Origin of the sequence: Micromonospora sp. NPDC006431 (assembly GCF_042870725.1) — a bacterium.
Taxonomy (GTDB): domain Bacteria; phylum Actinomycetota; class Actinomycetes; order Mycobacteriales; family Micromonosporaceae; genus Micromonospora.
In genome coordinates, this window is the sequence record NZ_JBIAHQ010000003.1 from 338,760 (window position 1) to 362,806 (window position 24,047).

Here is a 24,047-nt window from a genome sequence, read left to right on the forward strand (position 1 = left end):
GGTGCCTCAGGCCGTTGCCGACCGGAGGGAGGCGACGGCATGAGCACCAGTATCGACGACCTGCTGTCGTTCGACGAGGAACCGGCCGGGGAGGCGCGGGACGGGCGGGGCGGGTGGCTGCGCGGGCTGCTGCGTGCCCTCGCGGTCACCGCGGCGATCGTGGTGGTGGTCGTGGTCGGCCTGCGCGCGATCGGTCTCCAGGTGTCACTCTGGATCATCGTGGCCGGAGTGCTCGCCGTGCTCGCCGTACGCCGGGTCACCGCTGCCCTGTCGCCCCCGCCGCCGCCGAGGGCCGGTGGCCGGGCCCCGGTCGGCGAGGAGCCGGGCACCTGGAACTGGGGGACCCGGGACGCACTGCGTAGCGCGATCAACCGCTGGCAGGTGCCGCTGGACTGGTCCACCAGCCGGCCCGAGCGGTTCACCAAGGTGATCCTGCCCCGGATCGGGGAGTTGGCCGACGAGCGGCTGCGCCAGAAGCACGGCGTCACCCGCGAGTCCGACCCGGCCAGGGCCCGCGCCCTGCTGGGCGAGCCGCTGTGGACCTTCCTCGCCACGCCCGCCCGCCGCACCCCGTCGCCGCGCAACCTCGCGGCGATCGTCGCCGAACTGGAGAAGCTGTGATGAACGACGTGGACCGGAGCATGCCCTCCGCCGAGGTGGGCCGGCTGGCCCGAGAGGTGCTGGACGCGGTCGGCACGGTCGTGGTCGGCAAGCGGGAGGCGCTGGAGCTGGTCCTCGCCGGCATCCTGGCCGGCGGACACGTGCTGCTGGAGGACCTGCCCGGCCTGGGCAAGACGCTGACCGCGCGCTCGTTCGCGCAGGCCCTCGGGCTGGACTTCCGCCGCCTCCAGTTCACGCCCGACCTGCTGCCCGCCGACGTCACCGGCTCCTTCCTCTACGACCAGCGCAGCGGCGACTTCTCGTTCCGGGCCGGACCGGTCTTCACCAACCTGCTCCTCGCCGACGAGATCAACCGCACCCCGCCGAAGACCCAGTCGGCACTGCTGGAGGCGATGCAGGAGAAGCAGGTCTCCGTCGAGGGCGTCACCTACCGGCTGGACGAGCCGTTCCACGTGCTCGCCACCGCCAACCCGATCGAGTACGAGGGAACGTACCCGCTGCCCGAGGCGCAGCTCGACCGGTTCCTGCTCCGGGTGTCGTTCGGCTACCCGAACCACGAGGAGGAGTGGGACGTGCTGCGCCGACGGATCGCCCGCCGGCGGGAGGAGGCCGAGATCAAGCCCGTGGTGGACGCCACCACCCTGCGGGCCATGCAGGCGGCGCTGGAGGACGTGGTCGTCGAGGACTCCGTCGGCCGGTACATCGTGGCGCTGACCGCGGCCACCCGGGAGCACCCCTCGGCGCTGGTCGGCGCCTCGCCACGCGGCTCGCTGGCGCTGCTGCTGCTGTCCCGGGTCCGGGCGGTGCTCGCCAACCGCGACTACGTGGTGCCGGAGGATGTCAAGGCGGTGGCGGTGCCCGCGCTGGCCCACCGGATCACCCTGCGCCCGGAGATGTGGCTGCGCCGGGTCGACCCGTCCTTCGTCGTCGGTGAGGTGCTGGAGGCCACGCCCGCCCCGGCCAGCGGCGCCCTGCCCAGCTACGCGGCCGGACCCGCCGGGCACTGATGGCCGACCGCCAGGAGCCGGCGAGCTGGGCGCCCACCCGGGCGCTCGGCCGGGCCGTGCTGCTCACCGGGCTGCTGCTCGTCGCGGCCGTGCTGCTCGGCCGGATCGACCTGGTCGTCCTGGCCACGCCGTTCGCCCTGGGCACCGCGTACGGGCTGCGCCGCCGGCCCGCCACGCTGCCCGAGCTGGAGATCGGCACCGGGGACGCGCACCTGGTCGAGGGTTCGCCGATGGCCGCCACGGTCGCCGTCGCCAACCCGGACACCGTCTCGTACGACCTGGCGGTGGTCCGTACCAGGATGTCCCGCTGGCTGCGGGTGGAGCAGGTCGGCTTCGGCGGATCCGGGGTGGACGTGAGCCGTTCCGGTGGCGCCGACCGCCCCTTCGTCACCTCGGTGCCCCGCGGCACCGCGGTCGACCTGGCGCTGACCGGGACGGCGCTGCGCTGGGGTCGGCACCCGATCGGTCCGGCCGGGGCGCGGGTCGCCGTCGCCGACGGGCTGCTGGTCTCCCGGGCGGTCATCACCGACCCGGTCCGGATGCGGGTCTACCCGATGACTGAGCCGTTCGAGGCGGTGGAGGCGATGCCCCGGGCCGCCGGGCTGGTCGGCGCGCATCACTCCCGGCGGCCGGGGGAGGGCGGTGAGCTGGCCGGCGTGCGGGTCTTCGCCCCCGGGGACCGGCTGCGCCGGATCGACTGGCGGGTGTCGCTGCGGGCCCGCCAGCTACATGTGGCGGCCACCCTGTCCGACCGGGACGCCGAGGTGGTGGTGCTGCTCGACGTGCTCGCCGAGGCGGGCCGGTCCGGCGGCGTACGCGGCGCGGCGTCCGTGATGGACACCACGGTCCGGGCCGCCGCCGCGATCGCCGAACACTACCTGCACCGGGGCGACCGGGTGGCGCTGCTGGAGTACGGCCCGGCCGCCCGCCGGCTCCGCCCGGCCACCGGCCGCCGGCAATACCTGACCGTGCTGGAGTGGCTGCTCGACGTGCGGGCCGAGAACTCGCCCCACGAGCCGTACGACCAGGTCTTCGGCCCGCAGTTGCTCTCCTCGGACGCGCTGCTGGTGGTGCTCACCCCGCTGCTCGACGAGCGCTCGGCCCAGATGCTGGCCCGGATGGCCCGGGGCGGGCGGTTCGTGGTGGCGGTGGACACCCTGCCGGCTGACCTGCCGGTGCCGAAGGGCCAGGGCTGGGCCGAGGTCGCCTATCGGCTGTGGCGGCTGGACCGGGACACGATGATCGGTCAGCTCCGCGAGCACGGCGTGCCGGTGGTCCGCTGGGCCGGCGCGGGCAGCCTCGATCAGGTGCTGCGCGACGTGGCCCGCCTGGCCACCGTCCCGCGGGTGGGTGGCCGGTGAGGCGGCGTCCCGCCGTCGCGCACGAAGGTGGGAAGCGATGAACGACCTTCTCGAAGCACTGCACGAGCGGGTCCGCGCGCTGCGCTACACGGTCAGCCGGATCGGTCTCACGCCGTTGCTGGTCCGCGGCGGCGTCTTCCTCACCGTGCTGGTCGGCTTCCTGGTCGCGTACCCGGTGCGGGCGTTCACCCCGCGGTCGGTGCTGGCTCTGACGGTGGTGGCGGTGCTGCCGGCGGTCGGGCCGCGCCGGATCTGGCCGACCTTCGCGGCACTGGTCACGGTCGGTGGTTGGCTGCTCGCCACCCTCGGATACGACCGGCCGCCGGAGCTCTGGCGGCTGCTCGCCGTGGCGGCCCTGCTCTACCTGGCGCACACGCTCTGCGCGCTGGCCGCACTGCTGCCGTTCGATGCGGTGGTCGATCCGGACCTGGTCCTGCGGTGGCTGACCCGCGCCGGCGGAGTGGTGCTGGCGAGCGCGGTGCTCGGCATCGTGCTGGCCTGGCTCGGCGGGGTCGGTGGGAGCCGTGGTTTTCAGGCGGCCACGGTGGCCGGGCTGCTGGTCGCGGTGGGTCTCACCGCGCTGCTCAGCTTTCTCCTGCGTCGCAGATAGCGGGACATCGCGGGACGTTGTGCAGGTCACAGGGGTTGTGCTCCGTCACAACGGGGGGTCTCGAACGGGATTAGTCGAGCCGCCGGGGGAAAGATAGATGACGTGAATCCGAAGCGGATCCTTGTCGTGGGTGCCGGGCACGTGGGCCTGTACGCCGCTCTGCGCCTGTCCAAGAAGCTGAGCTCCCGTGAGGCCGAGGTCATCGTCGTCGACCCGCAGCCGCACATGACCTACCAGCCGTTCCTCCCGGAAGCGTCGGCGGGCAACATCTCGCCCCGGCACGCGGTGGTGCCGCTGCGACGGGAGTTGCGCCGGTGCACGGTGGTGGCGGGTGCGGTGACCCGGATCGACCACGACCGGAAGACCGCGATCGTGCAGCCGATCAGCGGCCCGACCCGGGAGATCCCGTACGACCACGTGGTGGTCGCCCCCGGCTCGGTCTCCCGCACTCTGCCGATCCCCGGCCTGCACGAGCACGGCATCGGGTTCAAGACCATCGGCGAGGCCGTCTTCCTGCGTAACCACGTGCTGGACCGGCTCGACGTGGCGGCCGTCACGACCGACCCGGAGGTCCGCCGCCGCGCGCTGACCTTCGCCTTCGTCGGGGGTGGCTACGCCGGCATCGAGGCGCTGGCCGAGATGGAGGACATGGCTCGGGACGCGCTGCGCTACTACCCGGAGCTCAAGCCGGAGGACATGCGCTGGGTCCTGGTCGAAGCCACCCAGCGGGTGCTGCCCGAGGTCGACCGGGACATGGGCGCCTACACGGTGCAGCAGCTGCTCAAGCGGAACATGGACATCCGCCTGGACACCCGGCTCGAGTCGTGTGTCGATGGCATCGTCAAGCTCTCCGACGGCGACAGCTTCCCGGCCGACACGATCGTCTGGACGGCCGGCGTCAAGCCGTCGCCCATGCTGGACGCCACCAACTTCCCGCGCGACGAGCGCCGCCGGGTCACCTGCCTGCCCACCCTGCAGATCGTCGACGGCGACCGGGTGGTCGAGGGCGCGTGGAGCGCGGGTGACTGCGCCGCCGTGCCGGACCTCACCAAGGAGCCGGGCAACTTCTGCTCGCCGAGCGCCCAGCACGCCGTCCGGCAGGCCGCCCGGATGGCCGACAACATCGCGAATGTGATCCGCGGGCGCGAGCCGGTCAACTACAAGCACAAGCACGCGGGCAGCGTGGCCAGCCTCGGCCTGCACAAGGGCGTCGCGCAGGTCTACGGGGTGAAGATGACCGGCTGGCCGGCCTGGTTCATGCACCGCACGTACCACATGTCGCGGATCCCGTCGTTCAACCGCAAGGTGCGGGTCGTGGTCGACTGGACGCTGGCGTTCTTCCTCAAGCGTGAGGTGGTTGCGCTGGGCCAGCTGCACGACCCGCGCGAGGAGTTCGCCGAGGCGTCCGCCCCGATCGGCGCCCGCCGCTGAGTTCTCCGGTCGGCGGCTGAGTTCGCCGCAAAGGGCCCTCCCCGGACGGGGAGGGCCCTTTCCCGTACCGGTCGCAGTCCCTTTCCTGCGGTCAGGGCGCACCTTCGCTGAAAGTGGTCCCTCGCGGCGCTCTGAGGGGCCACTTTCCCCGAAAGTGTCGCCTCCCTGGTTGGGCAGGGCGCGGTGAGCGACTTCGTGTGCGGTATGTGGTGGTGCCGGTCAGAACCGCCAGGTCCAGGCGTCGGCGACCCGGGTGCCCGGGCCGAAGAGCTGCTCCAGAGTCCTGCGCAGGGTCTCCGCGTGCGGCGCGTCGTCGGTCAGTGCCACGCAGGAGGCGCCCCAGAACTGGATGTCCCGGGCCGCCTGCCGGCGTTGCTCGTCGCCGACCGCGGCGGGCACCCCCCGCTTCGCGATGTCGGCGAGCAGGGCCGAGGTGGGGCGCTTGTAGGTGCCCATGGCCGCCGAGCCGTCCCGGCCGTACGAGCCGATGAAGAAGCCTTCGGGCATGCCGAACGCCGCGTCGGCGGCGGTGGCCCAGCGCATCGGCCATGGGTCTGCCGGGGTGGCGGCGGGCACCGGGACCAGCACTCCGCCGGGCCGGACGCACTGCCGCCAGTGGCCGGCCGTGACGAACTCGGGCAGCGCCGGCCGGTCGGTGGTGGGCAGCGGTGTGGGGAAGACGGTGAGCAGGGCCGCGCCGACGGCCAGCGGCACCAGCCGCCGGGCCCGGCCGGATGCCGCCAGCGCCCGGTCCACCGCGAGGGTCAGCACGGTCCCGACCAGCGGCAGCACCGCCAGGGCGAACCGCATCGGCAGCGCGCCGTCCACCACGGGCACGCCGGCCAGCAGGGCGTACGGGGCGGGCAGCCCGGTCCGTTCGCCGGCGACGATGACCTCGGGACCGAGCGACAGCGCCCCCATGACCAGCGCGCCGGCGACGCAGGCGACCACCAGCGGGCGCCGGCCCAGCCAGAGCGCGCAGGCGGCGGTGACCAGCAGCAGCGGCCAGCCGAGGAAGGTGTTGTACTCGGCCGGCCCGGTGGTCAGGCGGGACGCGGCCGCGCTGCCCAGCACGGACTGTGGGGAGAGGGTGGACCAGCTGGCCAGGTCGGCGGAGAAGTAGTCCGGGCTGAACATGCCGTCGGCGACGCCCTGCGGCCCGGCGAACTGGTACCACAACGGGTATGCCAGCACGAGAAGCGCCAGACCGGTGGCGACCATCATTCCCCCGCCGAACGCCGGCAGCGCCCGGCGCAGCAGGGCCCGGTCGGTCAGCCCGTATGCCAGCGTCATCACCAGCAGGGTGACCGCGGTGAGGAAGAGCACTTCCTCGCCGATGAAGAGCTGGGCGGTGACCGCCGCGGCCAGCCCGACCGCCGAGCTGGCCAGCCGCCAGCGGTCCGGTCCGGCCGGGCGGCCGGCCGGGTCGGCGGCCCGGAGCAGCCGGATGACCAGCCAGACGATCACCGGAACCAGCCACTGGGCGGTCATGTGCAGGTGCCCGTTGCTCTGCGAGACCATGCCTGGCCCGAAGCCGCACAGTGCGGCGCCGAGTCCGGCGGCGAGCCGGCGGGCCCGCAGCGTCCGGGTGAAGAGCAGGTACCAGGCGACCGCCGTGCCGGCCAGGTTGCCGGCGGCCAGCAGGGCGAAGGTGACCGGTGCCCCGAACGCCCAGGTGACCGGGGCGAGGAGCACCCCGAGCGCGATGACCGTGGTGTTGGCCATCAGGTTGACCCCGTCGGGGGCGTTGAGCCGGTCGGTGAGCAGGCTGAAGTCGCCGAGCAGGGCGCGTGAGTCGACGGCCAGGAACCACTCGTAGAGGGTCTGGTCCGCCGCGTTGAGCGCGAGCACCCGCTGCCCCGGCGCCGGCCACAGCCCGTGGGTGAGCCAGCCGGCGAGCAGGGTGAAGAGCAGCCCGGCGAGCAGGTCCGCGCGGTGCCGGTCCGCGGTGGCCAGCAGGCGGGCCGTCCGGGTCGGGCGGGGGGCTGCCGGGTCGAGGCGGAGCGCCTGGTCGCGGTCGGGTCCGGGGGCGGTGCGGGCGGCGCTGGTCACGGCCTCGACCATAGCGGTGGCGGCCCGCGGGGTACGCCAGGTGGCGCCGTAGCGGCTACGGTGAGATCTGCACCGCCGCGTGTCGGCGCGCCGGTGCCACCTGCCCGGGTGGTGGAACGGCAGACACGGCCGCCTTAAAAGCGGCTGCCGCAAGGCGTGCGGGTTCGAGCCCCGCCCCGGGCACCAGACTCTCAGCTTTCCCACAGCTTCACTCCCGGCGCGGGGGTGCGTGCCACGTTTACCCTGGAGAGGCACGTTCACGTGCATCGACCCCCTGAGGGAGGCCTGAGAAGTGAAGACCTCGAACCCGGTGCTCGCCCGGCTCGGCCAGGCGGCCGAGCGTGAGCGGGCGGCCGGGTACGCCCAGCCCGGGCCGTACGGTCAGCCCGGATACCCGCAGCAGTACCAGCCGCAGCCGCAGCAGTACCCGACCCCCGGGTACGGCTACCCGGCGGCCGCGCCCACCGTGACCCCCATGACCCTGGACGACGTCGTCGTCAAGACGGTCATGCTGCTCGGCATCCTCGGCGTCTCCGCCGCGGCCGCCTGGGCGCTCGTCCCGGACGCCCTGGTCGGCGTCGCCTGGATCGGTGCCGCGGTCGTCGGTCTGGTGCTCGGTATGATCATCTCGTTCTCGCGGATGGCCAACCCGGCGCTGGTGGTGGCCTACTCGATCGTCGAGGGCGTCTTCGTCGGCATGGTCAGCAAGGCGTTCGAGTCGCTCTACAACGGCATTGTGCTCCAGGCCGTGGTGGCGACCTTCGGCGTGTTCTTCCTGATGGCGACGCTCTACAAGGCGCGGGTCATCCGGGCCACCCCGAAGTTCACCCGGATCATGATCGCGGTCATCGGTGGCCTCTTCGCGGTCATGCTGATCAACCTGGTGCTCGCGCTCTTCGGCGTGCACACCGGCCTGCGCGACAGCGGCCCGCTGGGCATCGGCTTCAGCCTGGTCTGCATCGTGGTCGCCTCGTTGAGCTTCGTCCTCAACTTCGCCCAGATCGAAGACGGCGTGCGGATGGGGCTTCCGCAGCGCTACGCCTGGACCGCCGCGTTCGGCATCGTGGTCGGCCTGGTCTGGCTCTACCTGGAGGTGCTGCGCCTGCTCAGCTACTTCCAGGGCGACGACTGACGGTCCCGCCGCCCGACCTGCGACGCCCGCCTGCCGCGACCGCGGCGGCGGGCGTCCTCGTTTTCCCGCCGCCGCCGGATCACCGGGGGCAGAGTGGGAGCGGGGTACGTCGGCGAGGAGGTCGCGGTGCGGAGTGCCAATCCGGTGCTGACCCGACTGGACGACGTCGGCCGGACCGAGCGCCAGGTGCTCGGCCTCGGGGCCGCCGAGACGATGACCGTGGCCGACGTGGTCAGCCGGACGGTCGGTCTGCTGGTGCTCACCGGCGTCACGGCGGTCGCCGCCTGGGTGGTCGTACCGCCGGCGATCTGGATCTCGGCGGCGCTCGTCGGCAGTTCCCTGGCCAGCCTGGCGCTGGTGCTGGTCATCTCCCTCAGGCAGATCACCAGCCCGCCGGTCATCGCCGCGTACGCGGTGCTCCAGGGGCTGTTGCTCGGGGTGGCGAGCCGGGCCTTCGAGATGGTGTATCCGGGGATCGTGGCCCAGGCGGTGATCGGCACCTTCGGCGTCTTCCTCGGGATGGCCCTGCTCTATCGGGCCCGGGTGGTCCGGGCCACCCCACGGCTGGCCCGGCTGGTCGTCGGCACGCTCCTCGGGATCGTGGCGCTCGGGCTGGTCAACCTGGTCGCGTACCTGCTCACCGGGCGGCAGGCCCTGGAGGCGTACAACCTCACCGGCCAGGTCGGCTGGCTGCCGTGGGTCTTCTCGGTGGTGGCGATCATCGCCGGGGCGTTCAGCTTCATCCTCGACTTCGATCTGGTCGAGCGTTCGGTTCGGGCCGGCCTGCCCCGCCGGTACGCCTGGTTCTGCGCGTTCGGGCTGCTGGTCGGGTTGATCTTCCTGTACTGGCAGATCCTCCGCCTGCTCAGCTACGCCCGGCGCTGACCGTAGACTCGGCCGCGATGAGCGCAGCGGAACTGGACCGGGCGGTGGAGCTGCTGGTCCGACAGGTCGGGCACTGGCAGCAGCCGCGCTGGTCGGCGGTGGCCGCGGGCGGCAACGTGTCGCGGGCCGACCTGGTGCACAAGCTGGTGCAGGAGATCGCCAACCTGGCGGCGGACGCGGAGGGCGAGCCGCGCCGGGAGGTGCCCCGGCTCGGTAACGACCTGGTCCTGCCCGACCAGCTCCGGGTGGTCGCCGCCGACCTGGTGGCGGCCGGTCCACCGGAGTCGGTGCTGGCCGAGGCCGTCGCCGCGGTGGCCGGCACCCGTTCCGCGCTGTAGCCGCGGGATCGGGGCGTGCCAGGAGCCGAAGCCCTCCCGGATCAGCCGGGCGCCCGGTCGCCGCTGCCGTCAGCCAGCCCGCGTCAGCCAGCGCCGGACCTTCCGCCGCCGGGCCCGGTCCCGCGCCCGCAGCAGACCCGGCAGCTCGCGGTCGGCCGCCGCGGCCTGCCCGGCGTGCAGGACACCGTACGTGAAGGTGTTCTCGCCGGCGGCGTACGCCCGCAGCGCCTGGCGGCGCAGCACCTCGCGGGTGACCGTCGAGTCCTGGTGCGCGCCGAGCAGGTCCTGCAGGTCCTTGAGCTGTGCCACCAGTCGGGCGGCGGGCTTCCCGGCGGCCGGCTCGCGCACCTCGACCGCGTAGCGGGCCGCCTTGGCCGCCTTGCGCGCCTCGTGCAGGGCGATGTCGTCGGTCCCGCCGGCCCGGTGCCCGGCGGCCAGGGCCCGGTCCAGGCGCTCGTCCGCCCGGCGCACCGCGCGGCGGACCCGGCGGGCCACCCAGCGGGCGTCCACCGCCCGGGCGGGCGGCCCCTCCAGCAGCGCGTCCAGCCGGCGCAGCAGCTCGGCGTACCGGTCGGAGTCGAGTGCCGTGCGTAGCTCGTCGAGCGCCGTGGCCAGGTCGGCGGCGAACCGCTCGGCGAGCCGCGCCGCGACCGGGCCGAGCACCAGCTCGTCCGGCTCCGCGTGGACGGCGTCGGCGAGCCGGGCGGCCATCACCTGGGTGTCCCGGACCGGCCCGAGCTGCCCGCCCAGCCAGCGCAGCTCGCCGCGCACCAACTCGCTCTCCCGCCGGTCCCACAGCCCGCCGAACGTACGCAGGGTGGAGCGGAGCCGGCGGACGGCGACCCGCATGTCGTGCACCGCGTCCTCGTCGCCGCTCCACGCGCCCGGGTGGTTGCCGATCAGGGCGTCGCGCTGGGCGGCGGCGTGGTCGAGCACCGGCGCCGCACCGGGATCGGCGGGCGCCGGCCGGGCGGCCGCGAGCCGGCTGGCGAGCGCCCGGTGCGACTTGGACACCGGCACCGGCCGGGCCCCGGCCTCGCGCAGCCGCCCCTCCACCGCGTCGAGCAGGGCCTCGTCGCCGTCGACCAGCTCGACCTCGATCTCGTGCCACGCCTGCCGTTCGCCGCCGACCAGGTCGTGGGCCTCGACGCGGTCCTCGGCCACCTCGGCCAAGGTCCGGCCGGCCGGGTCGAGGAGGCGGCGTTCCCGGCGGCGGGTGACGATCCGGGCGGCCGGGGCGACCGGCCGGCCCCGGGACGCGGCCCGGAAGAGCGCGACCAACTCGGGCGGTGGGTCGCTGTCATCCGGCCCGGCGGGGAACTGGTACTCGGTCCGGGGGCCGCCGGTGGCCCCGACCTTGAGGTGCCAGCCCGCGTCGTGCCCGCCGGTACGCCGTCGCAGCGCGAAGCCGCTCCGGGCCAGCCGCAGGTCGGTGGTGTCCAGGTAGACCGCGTCCAGGTCGAGGGCGGTGGCGTCGGACATCGCCGTGACGCCACCGCACCCCGTCAGGTCCGGCAGTCGGAATGCCTCGTCCCCGGAGTACTTGCGCTCGCGTTCCACGACTATCGCCATGGCGCCTCCGCTACCCGGGTCCGTCTTCGTCGAATCAGCTCAGCCGTTCGAGCACCATGGCCATGCCCTGGCCGCCGCCGACACACATGGTCTCCAGCCCGATGGTCCGGTCGTGCCACTCCAGGGCGTTGAGCAGGGTGCCGGTGATCCGGGCCCCGGTCATGCCGAACGGGTGCCCGACGGCGATCGCGCCGCCCATGACGTTCAACTTCTCCTCCGGGATGCCGAGCTGCCGGTACGACGGGATCACCTGCGCGGCGAACGCCTCGTTGATCTCGACGAGGTCGACGTCGTCGATGGTCATGCCGGCCCGCTTGAGCGCCTGCTTCGACGCCTCGACCGGGCCGAGTCCCATGATCTCCGGGGAGAGCGCGGTGACGCCGGTGGAGACGATCCGGGCCAGCGGGGTGAGGCCGAGATCCCGCGCCCGCTGGGCGCTCATCACGATCACGGCGGCGGCGCCGTCGTTGAGCGGGCAGCAGTTGCCGGCGGTGATCCGGCCGTCCGGACGGAAGACCGGCTTCAGGCCGGCGACACCGGCCAGGGTCACGCCCGGCCGCGGGCCGTCGTCGGCGCTGACCACGGTGCCGTCCGGGGTGGTCACCGGGGTGATCTCACGGGCCCAGAAGCCGTCCGCGATCGCCTTCTCGGCCAGGTTCTGGCTGCGGACGCCGAAGGCGTCCATGTCCTCGCGGGTGATGTCGTAGACCTGGGCGAGGTTCTCCGCGGTCTGCCCCATCGCCAGGTAGATGTCGGGGAGTTGGCCGGCCTCGCGCGGGTCGGTCCACACCTCGGCGCCGCCCTGGGCGCGGACCGCGGACCGCTCGCGCGCCGCCGCGAAGCGGGGGTTCTCCCAACCGCCGCCGACCAGCGCCCGCGCTTCCGGCGGCAGGGTGTCCGAGTTGCCCCGGGCGTACCGGGAGACGGTCTCGACGCCGGCGGAGATGAAGACGTCGCCCTCGCCGGCCCGGATCGCGTGCATGGCCATCCGGGTGGTCTGCAGCGAGGAGGCGCAGTATCGGGTCAGCGTGGCGCCGGGCAGGCCGTCCAGGCCGAGCAGGGTGGCGACCACCCGGGCCATGTTGAAGCCCTGCTCGCCCCCGGGCAGGCCGCAGCCCAGGTAGAGGTCGTCGATCGTTGTGGGGTCGAGCGCGGGTACCTTGTCGAGGGTGGCCTGGACTATGGTGGCGGCCAGATCGTCCGGGCGGACGTCCCGCAGGGAACCCTTGAACGCGCGACCGATGGGGGACCGGGCGGTGGCGACGATGACGGCGTCGCGGGGCGACTCAATCGGCATGAACCAACGTTAACCCGCGAGTAACTTTCGGTGGAAGCTGGCCGCCGGGCGGGAAATGTCACCCCCGGCGGGCCCGGTCAGTGGTGCCGGGAGGCGACCGCCGCGGCCGCCTCGACTGTGGGGAGCAGGGCGTGCGCCCAGACCCGGTAGCCGTCGGCGGAGGGGTGGAAGCCGTCGTGGCAGAACGTCCCCGCGTCCGCCCGGAACACCGGGCCGGTCTCGGTGCCCAGGTCGACGACGCTGCCCCCGGCGTCCAGCACGGCCGACAGTTGGGCGCGGGCGAGCCGCCGCCCGGACCAGGCGAGCACCTGCCGGAGCGGGGACGCGACCGCGCGGACCGCGCCGAGGTCGGGGCAGGTGCCCACCACCACCTCGACGTGCGCCTCGCGCAGCCGGCGCACCGCCGAGCTCAGGTACGCGGCCGCGTCCGCCGGGCGGACCATCGCGGTCGCGTCGTTGGCCCCGATCAGGATCACCGCCACGTCGGGGCGTTCACCGAGCAGCGCCCGGGCCACCTGGGTGGCCAGGTCGGTGGAGCGGGACCCGGAGACGCCCACGCTGGACAGGTGCACCCGCCGGCCGGTCGGCCCCTCCGCCAGCAGGTGGGCGAGCTGGCCGCCGATGGTCTCCTCGAAGCGGTCCACCCCGACGCCGAGCGCCGACGAGTCGCCGAGCAGCACCAGCCGCAGCGGCGGCGCGTCCGCCCGGCCGACCGTGGCGCGCAGCGCGAGGCTCAGCTCGGGCTGCGCGTACTGGCGGCTGCGGGCGGCGATGGCCTGGCCGGCGAGGATCGCCGCCCCACCCACCGTGCCGGCGACCAGGGAGAGGGCCGCGGCCCGACCCAGCCGGACCACGAACTCGTTATGCCCCGTCATGACGACACCTCCCCAGGGCCGACGGCGCACAGGCCGATCGGCTCGCGAGCCGGGCTCATGCCACGCTCGCGTTGTGCCTGATGATGCCCCCACTGGGCCCGCTCATGCCAGTCCCTCCAGGGTCGGTGACTCGGCGTGGTCACCGGAGTGCGGCACCGCGCCGACGCCGAAGAAGGCACGCCGCCGAAGCTGCGCCCAGCGCCCGCCGGGTCCGTGGTCGCGGCCCCGGACCTGAGTGCCGCTGACCTCGGTGCCCGCGTGCCGGGCCGCCTCGTGGGCCGCCTCTGGGAGCGACCGTACGCCTTCCCGGCCGGGCAGCGGAGGCCGGCGTTCCTGACCGGCGCCGAGCGCGGAGAGCAGGGTGGGCAGCATCGCCGCCGCGGCGACCGCGTACCCCTCGGCGGACGGATGGAACCGGTCCCAGGCGAACATCCGGGCCGGCTCGGCGGCGAACCGGGGACCGAGCAGGTCGCCGAGGGAGACCGTTCGGCCGCCGGCCTCGACCACCGCCACCGTCTGCGCGGCGGCGAGCTGGCGGCTCCAGCGGCGGGCCAGCCAGCGCAGCGGCGGCTGGATCGGCTGGATCGCCCCCAGGTCGGGGCAGGTGCCGACGACCACCTCGCAGCCGGCCGCGCGCAGCGTGCGGACCGCGTCGACCAGGTAGCGCACCGCCACCGACGGCGGAGTGCGGTTGGTGACGTCGTTGCCGCCGATCAGGATGACCGCGATGTCCGGCTCGACCTCCAGGGCCGACTCGACCTGCGGCTTCAGCCCGGCCGACAGGGCGCCCACCACGGCGAACCGGTGCAGCCGGACCGGCCGGTGCAGCCGGCGGGACAGCCCGGTGGCCAGCAGCGCACCCGGGGTCTCCCGGCGGCGGTGCACGCCGTAGCCGGCGGCCGAGGAGTCGCCCAGGATCACCATGGTGACGGGCGGGCCGGGAAGCTTCGCGCCGTAGACCCCGTCGCAGCGGGGCGGGGGTGCCTCGGCCATCGGGATGGTGCGCCGGGCCTGCCGGGCCTGGCCGAGCAGCACCCCGCCCGTCGCGACGGTGGCCGCCACGGTGGCGCCCGTGCCGATCGCCGCCAGGCGGGCGATCTGCCGGGCTCGCCGCCAGCCGGCTGGTACGGCGGAACCAGCTTCCCCCATGAACCGACACTATCGCGCCGTTTCGACACCCGCTCTCCGCGATCGTGCGGCTGACGGAGCACGGTTCCGGGTACCTGTTTCCGAGAGGGTGGCGGCGCTCTTGCGCCGGGGCCGCACTCTGGTCGGGCGAGCGGAAAGGGGCGACACACATGGGCAGGACGTTGAAGCGGAGCGGGGCCTTCGCCGCGCTGGCCCGGGCGCTGGCGAGCGGGGCGCGGGGCGGTCCCTCGCTCGGTGCCCGGCTGGCGGCGCTGCCCCGGATGATCCGGGCCACCGCCAAGGGGGAGTACGACGGCGGCCTGCGGCTGGCCCTGATGGCCGCGGCCACGGCGTACGTGGTCTCGCCGATCGACCTGCTGCCGGAGATCCCGCTGGCGGTCCTCGGCCTGGCCGACGACGCGGTGATGGTCACCTGGCTGGCCGGCAGCGTGCTCGCCGAGACCGAGCGGTTCCTGGAGTGGGAGGCGCGGCGAAGCTCCGTCATCCCGGGACGTGTGGTGCCCTGACGGCACGTACCCTGGGCGACGAATGAACGTCTGCTCGGACGCCGACGCCGGCGCCGCAACGAAGGGCACAACGAGGTGCAGTACTACGACAATGTCGTCGACCTGATCGGCAACACCCCGCTGGTCCGCCTGCGCAACGTCACCGAGGGCATCCAGGCGACCGTGCTCGCGAAGGTGGAGTACGTCAACCCGGGCGGCTCGGTCAAGGACCGGATCGCGCTGCGGATGGTGGAGGATGCCGAGAAGGCGGGCCTGCTCAAGCCCGGTGGCACCATCGTCGAGCCGACCAGCGGCAACACCGGCGTCGGGCTGGCTCTGGTGGCCCAGCTCAAGGGTTACAAGTGCGTGTTCGTCTGCCCGGACAAGGTCAGCCAGGACAAGCAGGACGTGCTGCGCGCGTACGGTGCCGAGGTGGTGGTCTGCCCGACCGCGGTGGCGCCGGAGGACCCGCGCTCCTACTACAACGTCTCCGACCGGCTGGCCCGGGAGATCCCCGGCGCGTGGAAGCCCAACCAGTACAGCAACCCGGCCAACCCCCGCTCGCACTACGAGACCACCGGCCCGGAGATCTGGCAGCAGACCGAGGGGCGGGTCACCCACTTCGTCGCGGGCGTCGGCACCGGCGGCACCATCTCCGGCATCGGCCGCTACCTCAAGGAGGCCTCCGAGGGGCGGGTCAAGGTCGTCGGCGCGGATCCGGAGGGTTCGGTCTACTCCGGCGGCACCGGCCGGCCGTACCTGGTCGAGGGCGTCGGTGAGGACTTCTGGCCGGAGACGTACGACCGGACCATCGCCGACGAGATCGTCGAGGTCTCCGACAAGGAATCCTTCGAGATGACCCGGCGGCTGGCCCGCGAGGAGGGCCTGCTGGTCGGCGGCTCCTGCGGCATGGCCGTGGTGGGTGCCCTGGAGGTGGCCCGCAAGGCCGGCCCGGACGACGTGGTCGTGGTGCTGCTGCCGGACGGCGGCCGGGGCTACCTGTCGAAGATCTTCAACGACAACTGGATGGCCCGGTACGGGTTCCTGGACAACTCCGGCACCGAGCCGACGGTCGCCGACGCGCTCGCCAGCAAGCCGGGCGGGCTGCCCGAACTGGTGCACGTCCACCCGACCGAGACGGTCCGCGACGCCATCGACTACATGCGCGAGTACGGCGTCTCCCAGCTCCCGGTGCTCAAGGCCGAGCCGCCGGTGGTCACCGGCGAGGTGGCCGGCTCGATCGCCGAGAAGGACCTGCTCGACGCGCTCTTCACCGGCCAGGCCCACCTGCACGACACGATCGAGCGGCACATGGCCGCGCCGCTGCCGATGATCGGCGGCGGGCAGCCGGTGAGCGAGGCGGTCGGGCTGCTGGAGAAGGCCGACGCCGCCCTGGTGCTGGTTGACGGCAAGCCCAGGGGCGTGCTGACCCGGCAGGACCTGCTCGCCCACCTCGGCGCGCGCTGAGTGCACCGATGAGGGCCGTTCCCGCCGGGGAGCGGCCCTCGTCGTGTCAGCGGCTCAGCTCCGTCGGGACGGCCACCACGTCGACGAGGGCGCCCCGGCGCAGCACGGTGACCGGCAGCCGGGTGCCGATGGCCGGGCCGAGCATCAGCCGCTGCAGGCCCTGTCCGTCCTGCACGGGCCGGCCGCCGGCGGCGAGGATCACGTCGCCCAGGTAGATCCCGGCCATCCCGGCCGGGCTGCCCGGCACCACCTCCACCACCCGCAGCCCGCGTCGCTGCCCGGTCCGGGCGACGACCTCCGGCGGCAGCGGCACCGGCACGCCGGCGACGCCCAGCCAGGCCCGGCGTACCCGGCCGTCGGCGGTCAGGTCGGCGATGATCTGCCGGGTGGTGGCGTTGATCGGCACGGCGAGGCCGAGGCCGTGCCCGGCGACTGCCGTGTTCACCCCGACCACCCGGCCGGCGGAGTCGGCCAACGCCCCGCCGGAGTTTCCCGGGTTCAGCGCCGCGTCGGTCTGGATGACGTCCTCGATCAGCCGGGTGACCCGCCCGTCCCGGGCCGGCAGCGACCGGCCCAGCCCGGAGACCACCCCGGCGGTGACCGAGCCGGCCAGCCCCAGCGGGTTGCCGACCGCGACCACGAGCTGGCCGATCCGCAGGCGGTCCGCGTCGCCCAGCTCCACCGGCGGCACGGTCGTCTCCTCCGCACGCAGCACGGCCAGGTCGGACAGCGGGTCGGCGCCGACCACCCGGAACCCGGTTTCGACGCCGTCGCCGAAGGCGGCCGAGCCGTTCCGGGCGCCCTGCACCACGTGCGCGCTGGTGAGCAGCAGTCCGTCGGGGCCGATCACCACGGCGGAGCCGGCGCCCGCGCCGCGTGCGGTCCGCACCGACAGGGCGGCCACGCTGGGCAGCACCCGCGCGGCCACGCCGGTCACCACCCGGGAGTACGCGTCGAGCGCGGCGTCCTCCGCCCGCTCGGTGTGCTCGGTGTCCATGCCGGTGCCAACGCGCCTGCGCCGGCGCCCATGCCCCGATCCGCTCAGAGCGAACGGCGTGCCGCTGGTCGGGAAGAGGGCTTCCTAGGCCGTCTGCCGTGACGGGACCCTCAGACTTCGCGTGCGTAGCGGAGCTGGCAAACGATGGCGGGGCCGATCCGGTCGTCGCGGCGGGCACCGGTGGCGGTCCAGCCGCCGCGCTCGTAGAACCGACGGGCGGCCGTGTTCCGCTCCAGCACCCAGAGCACGGCCCGGTCCCAGCCGCGCGCCCGCATCGCGCCGAGGGCGTCGACCATCAGCGCCCGCCCGGTGCCGCGGCCCCGCTCGTCGGGCTCGAGGTGGATCGCGTTGAGCAGTCCGGTGGCGGGATCGCCCTCGTCGTCCGGGCCCAGGTAGCTGAAGCCGACGCGCCGGCCGTCGCGCTCGGCGACCGTCATCCGGTGGTCGTCCCGCTCCCACTGCCAGCGCTCGACCCAGTACCGGCCCATCGCCTCCGGCGTCGGTTCGGCCAGCGCCGCCGCCGGCAGAAACGCCCCGTATGCCGCCACCCTGGAGCGCTGGTGCAGGGCGCCGACCGCCATCAGGTCGGCCTCGGTGGCGGGGCGCAGGGCGACAGTCACCCGGCCGAGGCTACCCGCCGGGGCGGCACCGGCACGGTCATCAGGTCCTCGGCGATCACCAGCTCCCCGGTGAAGTGCGCGCGGGCCTCGTCGGCGAACCGGCGCGGGTCGGCGTACCGCTGGGAGAAGTGGGTGAGCACGAGGGTGCGTACCCCGGACTCGGCCGCCACCCGTGCGGCCTGCGCCGCGGTCAGGTGGCCGACCTCGGCGGCGAGGGCGGCCTCCGATTCCAGGAACGTCGCCTCGATGACCAGCAGGTCGGCGTGCTCGGCCAGGGCCCACACCCCGTCGCAGAGCCCGGTGTCCATCACGAAGGCGAACCGCTGGCCGGAGCGGGTCACGCTCACCTCGTCCCGGGTGACGCGGCGTCCGGCCAGGTCCAGGTGGCCGACGCGGAGCAGTTCGCCGACCGCCGGGCCGGCGACGCCGTACGCGGCCAGCTTCTCCGGCAGCATCCGGCAGCCGTCCGGCTCGATGAGCCGGTAGCCGTAGGTCTCGATCGGGTGCTGCAGCCGGCGGGCCTCCAGCGTGCCGATGCCCAGGCTGATCCGCTGCCCGTCGACCTCGATCGGCTCCACGGTCAGCTCGGCCGCCTCGTAGAAGCTCGACGCGTGGTGCAGCCGGTGGAAGTACTCAATGCCACCGGCCGGGAAGGTCACGGCCACCGGGTGCGGCACCCGGTCCAGGGAGAGCCGCTGGATCACGCCGGGCAGGCCCAGGCAGTGGTCGCCGTGGAAGTGGGTGACGCAGATCCGGGTGAGGTCGGTGGCCGAGATCCCGGTGTGCAGCATCTGCCGCTGGCTGCCCTCGCCGGGGTCGAAGAGGAGCACCTCGTCGTCCCAGCGCAGCAGGTAGCCGTTGTGGTTGCGCTGTCGGGTGGGGGCCTGGCTGGCCGTACCGAGCACCACCAGCTCGCGCATGGACACCGGAACCCCCTGGAGCATGAAGCGACCCCCGGGGCTTCCGCGCTCGCGCGCGGGCCGGCTGGACTGGGCCGGCACCCCGGGGGTCGGGTGGCTGTCGTGGATTCGCCGCACCGCTGCCACACGGTCTCGACGATGGTGCCTGTGCCCGCCTCGCGGCGGACGGAATTACTGTCGAGGACAGCGGCTAGCGGACAGCCACCTCACGAGTCCGATTGCTATACAAAGCTGGACCACCTCCTTTCCCGTGTACCGCCACGCTATCCACTTCCCGGCGACCCCGGCAACGGATTTCGATCACAGGCCCGACATCGAGCGCAGCCCGAGCCCGGAGCGCGTCAGTCCAGGCCGATCGGGCCCTCGCGGGGGCCTTCCTCGGAGGCCGGTTGGACGGCCAGCGACGGGAAGTCGGCCAGGTCGCCCTCCGGCTCGGCGTCCCACTCGGGGAAGACCAGTGGGCTCTGCAGGTAGAGGCAGATCAGCTGGGCCAGGTGGCGCAGCCCGTCGAGGTGGGTGCGCTCGTGCCCGTGGGTGGCGTCCACGCCGAAGCCGAGCAGCGCCACGCGGGCGTGCGCGCCGGCCTCGACCGCGGCCGCCACGTCCGACCGGTAGTAGTCGAAGACGTCCCGGACCAGGTCGACGCCGTGCTCCCGGGCGATCGACGCCAGGTTGCGGGTGAGGTGGTAGTCGAACGGACCCACCCCGTCGCCCATGGCCAGGGTGGCCGCGTCCTCCCGGGACTGCTGCCCCGGGGCGACCACCGCCGCGTCCACCGAGACGATCTCCGCCACGTCCGGGTCGAGGCCGTGGCTGGCCCCGTGCCCGATCTCCTCGGTGACCGTGACCAGCAGGTGCGCGGTCACCGCCGGGGTGACGCCCGCGTCGACCATCGCCTTGAATGCGGTCAGCACCGCGGCCACGCCGGCCTTGTCGTCCAGGTGCCGGGACTTGACGTACCCGCTCGGGGTGATCGTCGGGTGGGCCAGCAGCGCGACGAAGTCGCCCGCGTCGACGCCGAGGGCCCGCAGGCCGGCGGCGTCGGCGACCGGCTCGTCGACCCGCACCTCGACCAGCTCCCAGCCGACGCCCTGCAGGTCGACCGCCTCGTTGTAGCGGTGCCCGCTGGCCTTCAGCGGCAGCACCTGGCCGGTGATCACCCGGTCCAGGTCGTCGGTGAAGATCCGGACCTGGGCGCCCTCGGCGAACCGGGCACTGTGCGTCCCGATCGGCTTCAGCTCCAGCCGGCCGTTCTCCTTGAGCCCCTTCACCATGCCGCCGATGGTGTCGGTGTGCACCACGATCGCCCGGTCGGCGCCGGTGGCCCGGGGGCCGGGAAGGCTGGCGGTGAGCGCCCCGCGCCGGGTCAGCGTGGAGCTGATGCCGAGCGCGGACAGCCGTTCCCCGACGTACTGCTGGATGTGGTCGGTACGCCCCGACGGGCTGGGGATCTCCAGCAGCTCGACCAGCACCTGGCGCAGGTAGTCGAGGTCCAGCTCCAGGGGCTTCGGGTTCACGCGGCGCCTCCGGTCCCGGCCGGGGACCAGAGCCGCTGCGGCGCCCGGGTGCCGGGGAAGAGCAGGTCGACGAAGCGCTCGGCGGTCGGCTGCGGCTCGTGGTTGGCCAGGCCGGGCCGCTCGTTCGCCTCGATGAACACGTGCTCCGGCCGGTCCGGGGCGGGCACCAGCAGGTCCAGCCCGGTCACCGGGATGTCCAGCGCCCGGCTGGCCGCCACGCACGCCTCGGCGATCTCCGGGTGCAGCTCCGCGGTGACGTCGTGGATGGTGCCGCCGGTGTGCAGGTTGGCGGTCCGGCGTACGGCGAGCACCTGGCCCTCGGGGAGCACGTCGTGCATCCGGTGGCCCGCCTCGGCCACCACCTCACGGGTCATGTCGTCGATCGGGATCCGCGACTCGCCCCCGGTGGCGGCGGCCCGCCGCCGGCTCTGCCGCTCGATCAGCTCGGTGACGTCGTGCAGCCCGTCGCCGGTGATCTGGGCGGGCCGGCGTACGGCGGCAGCCACCACCTCGTGGTCGATGACGACGACCCGCAGGTCGTCGCCCTCGCGCAGCTCCTCGATCAGCACGTCCGGGCAGAACCGCCGGGCCAGCGTGACCGCCGCGGCCAGCGCCTCGGGCGTACGCACCCCGACGGTGATGCCGTTGCCCTGCTCGCCCCGGGCCGGCTTTACCACCACCGGGCCGACGTCCGCCAGGAAGGCCAGGTCGTCGGCGTCGCCGGTGGCGGTCCGGCCACGTGGCACGGAGAGCCCCGCCTGGGTGAGGATCCGCCGGGTCACCCGCTTGTCGTCGCAGCGGCTCATCGCCACCGCCGAGGTCAACTCGGACAGCGACTCCCGGGTGTGCACGGTCCGGCCGCCGCTGGTCAGCCTCAGCTCACCCCAGTGCGGGTCGGTGACCTCCACCCGGATGCCGCGCCGCATCGCCTCGTCGGCGACGATCTTCGCGTACGGGTTGAGCCCGTCGTACCCCTCAGGGGTGGCGGGCAGGAAGAGCCGCTCGTTGATCGGGTTCTTCCGCTTCACGCAGAGCGTCCCGGTGCGGTGGAAGCCCAGCCGCTCGTAGAGCCGGATCGCCCCGGAGTTCTCGGCCAGCACCGAGAGGTCCACGAACGCCCGGCCCCGCTCGTCGAGCCGGTCGGCCAGCGCGGTGAGCAGGGCCTGCCCGGTGCCGGGCGGCGCCGTGTTGAAGTCCACGGTCAGGCACCAGAGGCTGGCGCCCCGCTCCGGGTCGGCGAAGACCGCGACGTGGTCCACACCGGTGATGGTGCCGACCACCTCGCCGGTGGCCGCCTCGGCGACGAGGTGCAGGAACCGGTCGCTGGCGGCGTTGTCGACCAGCACCTCGACCGGGGCGGTGACCATGCCGTTGCGGGCGTAGATGCGGTTCACCGCGTCGGCGTCGTCGGCGTCGCGCAGTGGCCGGATGGTCAGGCCGGAGACCTCGCCGGCCGCGGTGGCGGCCGGCCGGCGCTCGCCCAGCGGCAGCCGGTAGGTCAGCGACGGGTCGATGAACAGCTCGTCCGGCAGCCGGGAGACCAGCACGTGCGGATCCCGCAGGTAGATGCAGATGTCCCGGGCGCCGACGGCCTCGGAGCGCAGCACGTCGGCAACGGCAACCTGCTCGCCGAACGTCTGCCCGAAGACCAGCCGGCCCCAGCCGCAGTCCAGCACCACCCCGTCCGAGTTGGCGTCGCGACGTGGCTCGGGTGCGCCGGGGGCGACCGGGTCGCCGCCCGGGCCGACGCGTTCCCGGCGGCGACCCAGCATCCGTTCCCGATCGATACGGGCCGTGCCGGTGGCGAGGGTGTCGGTCACGGTCAGTCGATTCCGTGGCTCTGGAGCCACATTTCCAGGAGTCCGAGTTGCCACAGCTTGTTTCCGTTCAACGGGGTCAGTTCGGCGTTCGGGTCGGCGAGCAGTGCGTCGACGTACTCCGCGCGGAACAGGTCGCGGCGGCGGGCCTCCGGGGCGGTGAGGGCATCGCGTACCCGGTCGAGGAGCTTGCCCTCGAGATGGGTGAGGCCCGGCACCGGGAAGTAGCCCTTCGGCCGGTCGATGACCGCGTGGGGGAGGAGCCGCCGGCCGATCTCCTTGAGTACGCCCTTGCCGCCCTGGGCCAGCTTCAGCTCCGGTGGGCAGCTCGCGGCGAGCGCCACGAACTCGTGGTCGAGGAACGGCACCCGGGCCTCCAGCCCGTGCGCCATGGTCATGTTGTCCACCCGCTTCACCGGGTCGTCGGTCAGCATGACCTGGGTGTCGATCCGCAGGCCGGCGTCGACCGCGGTGTGCGCGCCGGGCCGGGTCAGGTGCGCGGCGACGAACTCGCGCGCCGGGTCGCCGCCGAGCAGCCACGCCGGATTGAGCACCCGGGCCAGGCCGGCCGCGTCGCGGTCGAAGAACGCCTTCGCGTACGTCTCGAGTGCCCGCTCGCGGTCGACCCCGGCGAGCGGCGGGTACCAGTGGTAGCCACCCAGGATCTCGTCCGCGCCCTGGCCGGACTGGACCACCTTGACATGCCGGGCCACCTCCTGGCTGAGCAGCCAGAACGCCACGCAGTCGTGGCTGACCATGGGTTCGCTCATCGCCGCGACGGCGGCCTCCAGCGGCGGCAGCAGGTCGCCGGTGGGCACCCGGATCTGGTGGTGGTCGGTGGCGAAGGTCTTGGCGACCAGGTCGGAGTAGACGAACTCGTCGCCCTCCCGGCCGCCGACCGCGTCGAAGCCGATCGAGAAGGTGGCCAGGCCGGACTGCCCCTCCCCGGCCAGGAGCGCGACGACCAGGCTGGAGTCCAGGCCGCCGGAGAGCAGCACGCCCACCGGCACGTCGGCCACCATCCGCCGGCGCACGGCGGTGGTCAGCGACTCCAGCAGCGCGTCCTGCCAGTCCCGTGCGGACCAGCCGGCCCGCTCGGCGGCCCGGGTGAAGGACGGATCCCAGTAGACCCGCTCGTGGCGGGAGCCGTCCGGCTCGTACACCCGGACGGTGGCCGGGGGAAGCTTGGTGACGCCGCGCAGAATGGTCCGCGGCGGCGGCACGATGCTGTGGAAGCTCAGGTAGTGGGCCAGCGCCACCGGGTCGATCGAGGTGTCGACGCCGCCGCCGGCCAGCAACGCCGGCAGGGTGCTGGCGAAGCGGACCAGGCCCGGGGCCTCGGTCAGGTAGAGCGGCTTGATGCCGAGGCGATCCCGGGCCAGGATCAGCCGTCCGGTGTCCCGCTCGCTGATCGCCACCGCGAACATGCCGATCAGGTGGTCGACGAAGTCGAGCCCCCACTCGGCGTACGCCTTGACCACGACCTCGCTGTCCCCGGAGGAGAAGAAGCGGTGCCCCTTGGCCTGCAGCTCCGCGCGCAGCTCGCGGTAGTTGTAGATGCAGCCGTTGAAGACGCCCGTGAGACCGGCGGCGGAGTCGACCAGGGGCTGGCCGCTCGCGGCGGAGAGGTCGATGATCTTCAGGCGCCGGTGTCCCAGGGCGATGGGGCCCTGTGACCACACCCCGCTGTCGTCCGGTCCTCGGTCACTCATGGTGGCCGCCATCCGCTCCACCGCCGTCACATCGGCGCGTGAACCGTCATGGCGGAACTCCCCAGCCAGTCCGCACATGCCGGCCCATGCTGCCAGAGGACGTTGCGATCCGCCGGTTGAGCTGATGACGACCGGGCGACGCATTGCTATCATTCGCGCCCGCGCCTACTGCTCCCGATGGC

21 protein-coding genes and 1 tRNA gene are annotated in these 24,047 nt (G+C 73.8%); 11 read left to right on the forward strand and 11 right to left on the reverse strand.

The window, feature by feature from the left end; translation table 11 throughout:
- The first annotated feature begins 39 nt into the window (after positions 1-39).
- The 5 genes from ACFYM6_RS08000 (at position 40) to ACFYM6_RS08020 (ending at position 5,030) form a co-directional block, all read left to right on the forward strand.
- Positions 40-621, forward strand: coding sequence for a hypothetical protein (locus tag ACFYM6_RS08000; RefSeq protein ID WP_387273362.1), 582 nt, complete (start codon positions 40-42; stop codon positions 619-621).
- Positions 621-1,628 carry an AAA family ATPase gene (locus tag ACFYM6_RS08005; protein ID WP_387273363.1) on the forward strand — a complete coding sequence of 336 codons (1,008 nt, stop codon included), beginning with the start codon at positions 621-623 and terminating at the stop codon, positions 1,626-1,628. Before ACFYM6_RS08000 ends, ACFYM6_RS08005 begins: the two co-directional genes overlap by 1 nt.
- Positions 1,628-2,989, forward strand: a complete 1,362-nt coding sequence (locus ACFYM6_RS08010) for a DUF58 domain-containing protein (RefSeq protein WP_387273365.1) — start codon at positions 1,628-1,630, stop codon at positions 2,987-2,989. Before ACFYM6_RS08005 ends, ACFYM6_RS08010 begins: the two co-directional genes overlap by 1 nt.
- A 37-nt stretch (positions 2,990-3,026) precedes the next feature.
- Positions 3,027-3,599, forward strand: coding sequence for a hypothetical protein (locus ACFYM6_RS08015; protein ID WP_387273367.1), 573 nt, complete (start codon positions 3,027-3,029; stop codon positions 3,597-3,599).
- Between the two features lie 102 nt (positions 3,600-3,701).
- A complete protein-coding gene (locus ACFYM6_RS08020; protein ID WP_387273369.1) occupies positions 3,702-5,030 on the forward strand; it encodes an NAD(P)/FAD-dependent oxidoreductase in 1,329 nt (442 codons plus the stop codon).
- Between the two features lie 219 nt (positions 5,031-5,249).
- Here the strand turns inward: ACFYM6_RS08020 and ACFYM6_RS08025 are convergent, their stop codons facing one another.
- Positions 5,250-7,082: a hypothetical protein gene (locus tag ACFYM6_RS08025; RefSeq protein WP_387273371.1), complete on the reverse strand. Its 1,833-nt coding sequence runs from the start codon at positions 7,080-7,082 to the stop codon at positions 5,250-5,252.
- Positions 7,083-7,184: 102 nt separating this feature from the next.
- Between ACFYM6_RS08025 and ACFYM6_RS08030 the strand changes: the two genes are divergently transcribed.
- The 4 genes from ACFYM6_RS08030 to ACFYM6_RS08045 all read left to right on the forward strand — a co-directional run bounded on the left by ACFYM6_RS08030 (position 7,185) and on the right by ACFYM6_RS08045 (position 9,437).
- Positions 7,185-7,268: transfer RNA gene (locus ACFYM6_RS08030), tRNA-Leu, on the forward strand.
- 106 nt (positions 7,269-7,374) lie between these two features.
- Positions 7,375-8,214, forward strand: a complete 840-nt coding sequence (locus ACFYM6_RS08035) for a Bax inhibitor-1/YccA family protein (RefSeq protein ID WP_357445382.1) — start codon at positions 7,375-7,377, stop codon at positions 8,212-8,214.
- Positions 8,215-8,340: 126 nt separating this feature from the next.
- Positions 8,341-9,099 carry a Bax inhibitor-1/YccA family protein gene (locus ACFYM6_RS08040; protein WP_387273373.1) on the forward strand — a complete coding sequence of 253 codons (759 nt, stop codon included), beginning with the start codon at positions 8,341-8,343 and terminating at the stop codon, positions 9,097-9,099.
- A 17-nt stretch (positions 9,100-9,116) separates the two neighbouring features.
- The gene (locus ACFYM6_RS08045; protein ID WP_073832879.1) at positions 9,117-9,437 is read left to right on the forward strand and encodes a hypothetical protein; all 321 of its coding nucleotides are present in this window, start codon (positions 9,117-9,119) and stop codon (positions 9,435-9,437) included.
- A 69-nt stretch (positions 9,438-9,506) separates the two neighbouring features.
- On the opposite strand, the gene ACFYM6_RS08050 is transcribed toward ACFYM6_RS08045, so the two are convergent.
- The 4 genes from ACFYM6_RS08050 to ACFYM6_RS08065 form a co-directional block, all read right to left on the reverse strand.
- Complete coding sequence (locus ACFYM6_RS08050; RefSeq protein ID WP_387273375.1) at positions 9,507-11,009, reverse strand: CHAD domain-containing protein; 1,503 nt, start codon at positions 11,007-11,009, stop codon at positions 9,507-9,509.
- A gap of 34 nt (positions 11,010-11,043) precedes the next feature.
- Positions 11,044-12,306 (reverse strand): acetyl-CoA C-acetyltransferase, encoded by a 1,263-nt coding sequence (locus ACFYM6_RS08055; RefSeq protein WP_387273377.1) that lies wholly within the window; start codon positions 12,304-12,306, stop codon positions 11,044-11,046.
- Positions 12,307-12,383: 77 nt separating this feature from the next.
- Positions 12,384-13,181 carry an SGNH/GDSL hydrolase family protein gene (locus tag ACFYM6_RS08060; RefSeq protein WP_387273379.1) on the reverse strand — a complete coding sequence of 266 codons (798 nt, stop codon included), beginning with the start codon at positions 13,179-13,181 and terminating at the stop codon, positions 12,384-12,386.
- A gap of 102 nt (positions 13,182-13,283) precedes the next feature.
- Positions 13,284-14,330 (reverse strand): SGNH/GDSL hydrolase family protein, encoded by a 1,047-nt coding sequence (locus ACFYM6_RS08065; protein ID WP_387273380.1) that lies wholly within the window; start codon positions 14,328-14,330, stop codon positions 13,284-13,286.
- Positions 14,331-14,479: 149 nt separating this feature from the next.
- Here ACFYM6_RS08065 and ACFYM6_RS08070 point away from each other — a divergent pair, with 149 nt between their 5' ends.
- Entirely contained in the window at positions 14,480-14,836 is a 357-nt protein-coding gene (locus tag ACFYM6_RS08070) for a YkvA family protein (protein ID WP_387273382.1), read from the forward strand.
- Positions 14,837-14,911: 75 nt separating this feature from the next.
- The gene (locus ACFYM6_RS08075; RefSeq protein WP_387273384.1) at positions 14,912-16,282 is read left to right on the forward strand and encodes a cystathionine beta-synthase; all 1,371 of its coding nucleotides are present in this window, start codon (positions 14,912-14,914) and stop codon (positions 16,280-16,282) included.
- A 46-nt stretch (positions 16,283-16,328) separates the two neighbouring features.
- Here ACFYM6_RS08075 and ACFYM6_RS08080 read toward each other — a convergent pair whose 3' ends face one another.
- From ACFYM6_RS08080 to ACFYM6_RS08105, 6 genes are all read right to left on the reverse strand, one after another.
- Complete coding sequence (locus ACFYM6_RS08080; RefSeq protein WP_387273386.1) at positions 16,329-17,279, reverse strand: S1C family serine protease; 951 nt, start codon at positions 17,277-17,279, stop codon at positions 16,329-16,331.
- Between the two features lie 110 nt (positions 17,280-17,389).
- Complete coding sequence (locus ACFYM6_RS08085; RefSeq protein WP_387273388.1) at positions 17,390-17,899, reverse strand: GNAT family N-acetyltransferase; 510 nt, start codon at positions 17,897-17,899, stop codon at positions 17,390-17,392.
- A complete protein-coding gene (locus ACFYM6_RS08090) occupies positions 17,896-18,825 on the reverse strand; it encodes a ribonuclease Z (RefSeq protein WP_387273753.1) in 930 nt (309 codons plus the stop codon). The genes ACFYM6_RS08085 and ACFYM6_RS08090 overlap by 4 nt, the downstream gene beginning before the upstream one ends.
- A gap of 335 nt (positions 18,826-19,160) precedes the next feature.
- Positions 19,161-20,336, reverse strand: a complete 1,176-nt coding sequence (locus tag ACFYM6_RS08095) for an osmoprotectant NAGGN system M42 family peptidase (protein WP_387273390.1) — start codon at positions 20,334-20,336, stop codon at positions 19,161-19,163.
- Positions 20,333-22,156 (reverse strand): N-acetylglutaminylglutamine synthetase, encoded by a 1,824-nt coding sequence (gene ngg / locus ACFYM6_RS08100; protein WP_387273391.1) that lies wholly within the window; start codon positions 22,154-22,156, stop codon positions 20,333-20,335. The genes ACFYM6_RS08095 and ngg overlap by 4 nt, the downstream gene beginning before the upstream one ends.
- Before the next feature lie 2 nt (positions 22,157-22,158).
- Positions 22,159-23,943, reverse strand: a complete 1,785-nt coding sequence (locus ACFYM6_RS08105) for an N-acetylglutaminylglutamine amidotransferase (protein WP_387273393.1) — start codon at positions 23,941-23,943, stop codon at positions 22,159-22,161.
- Positions 23,944-24,047: the final 104 nt, after the last annotated feature.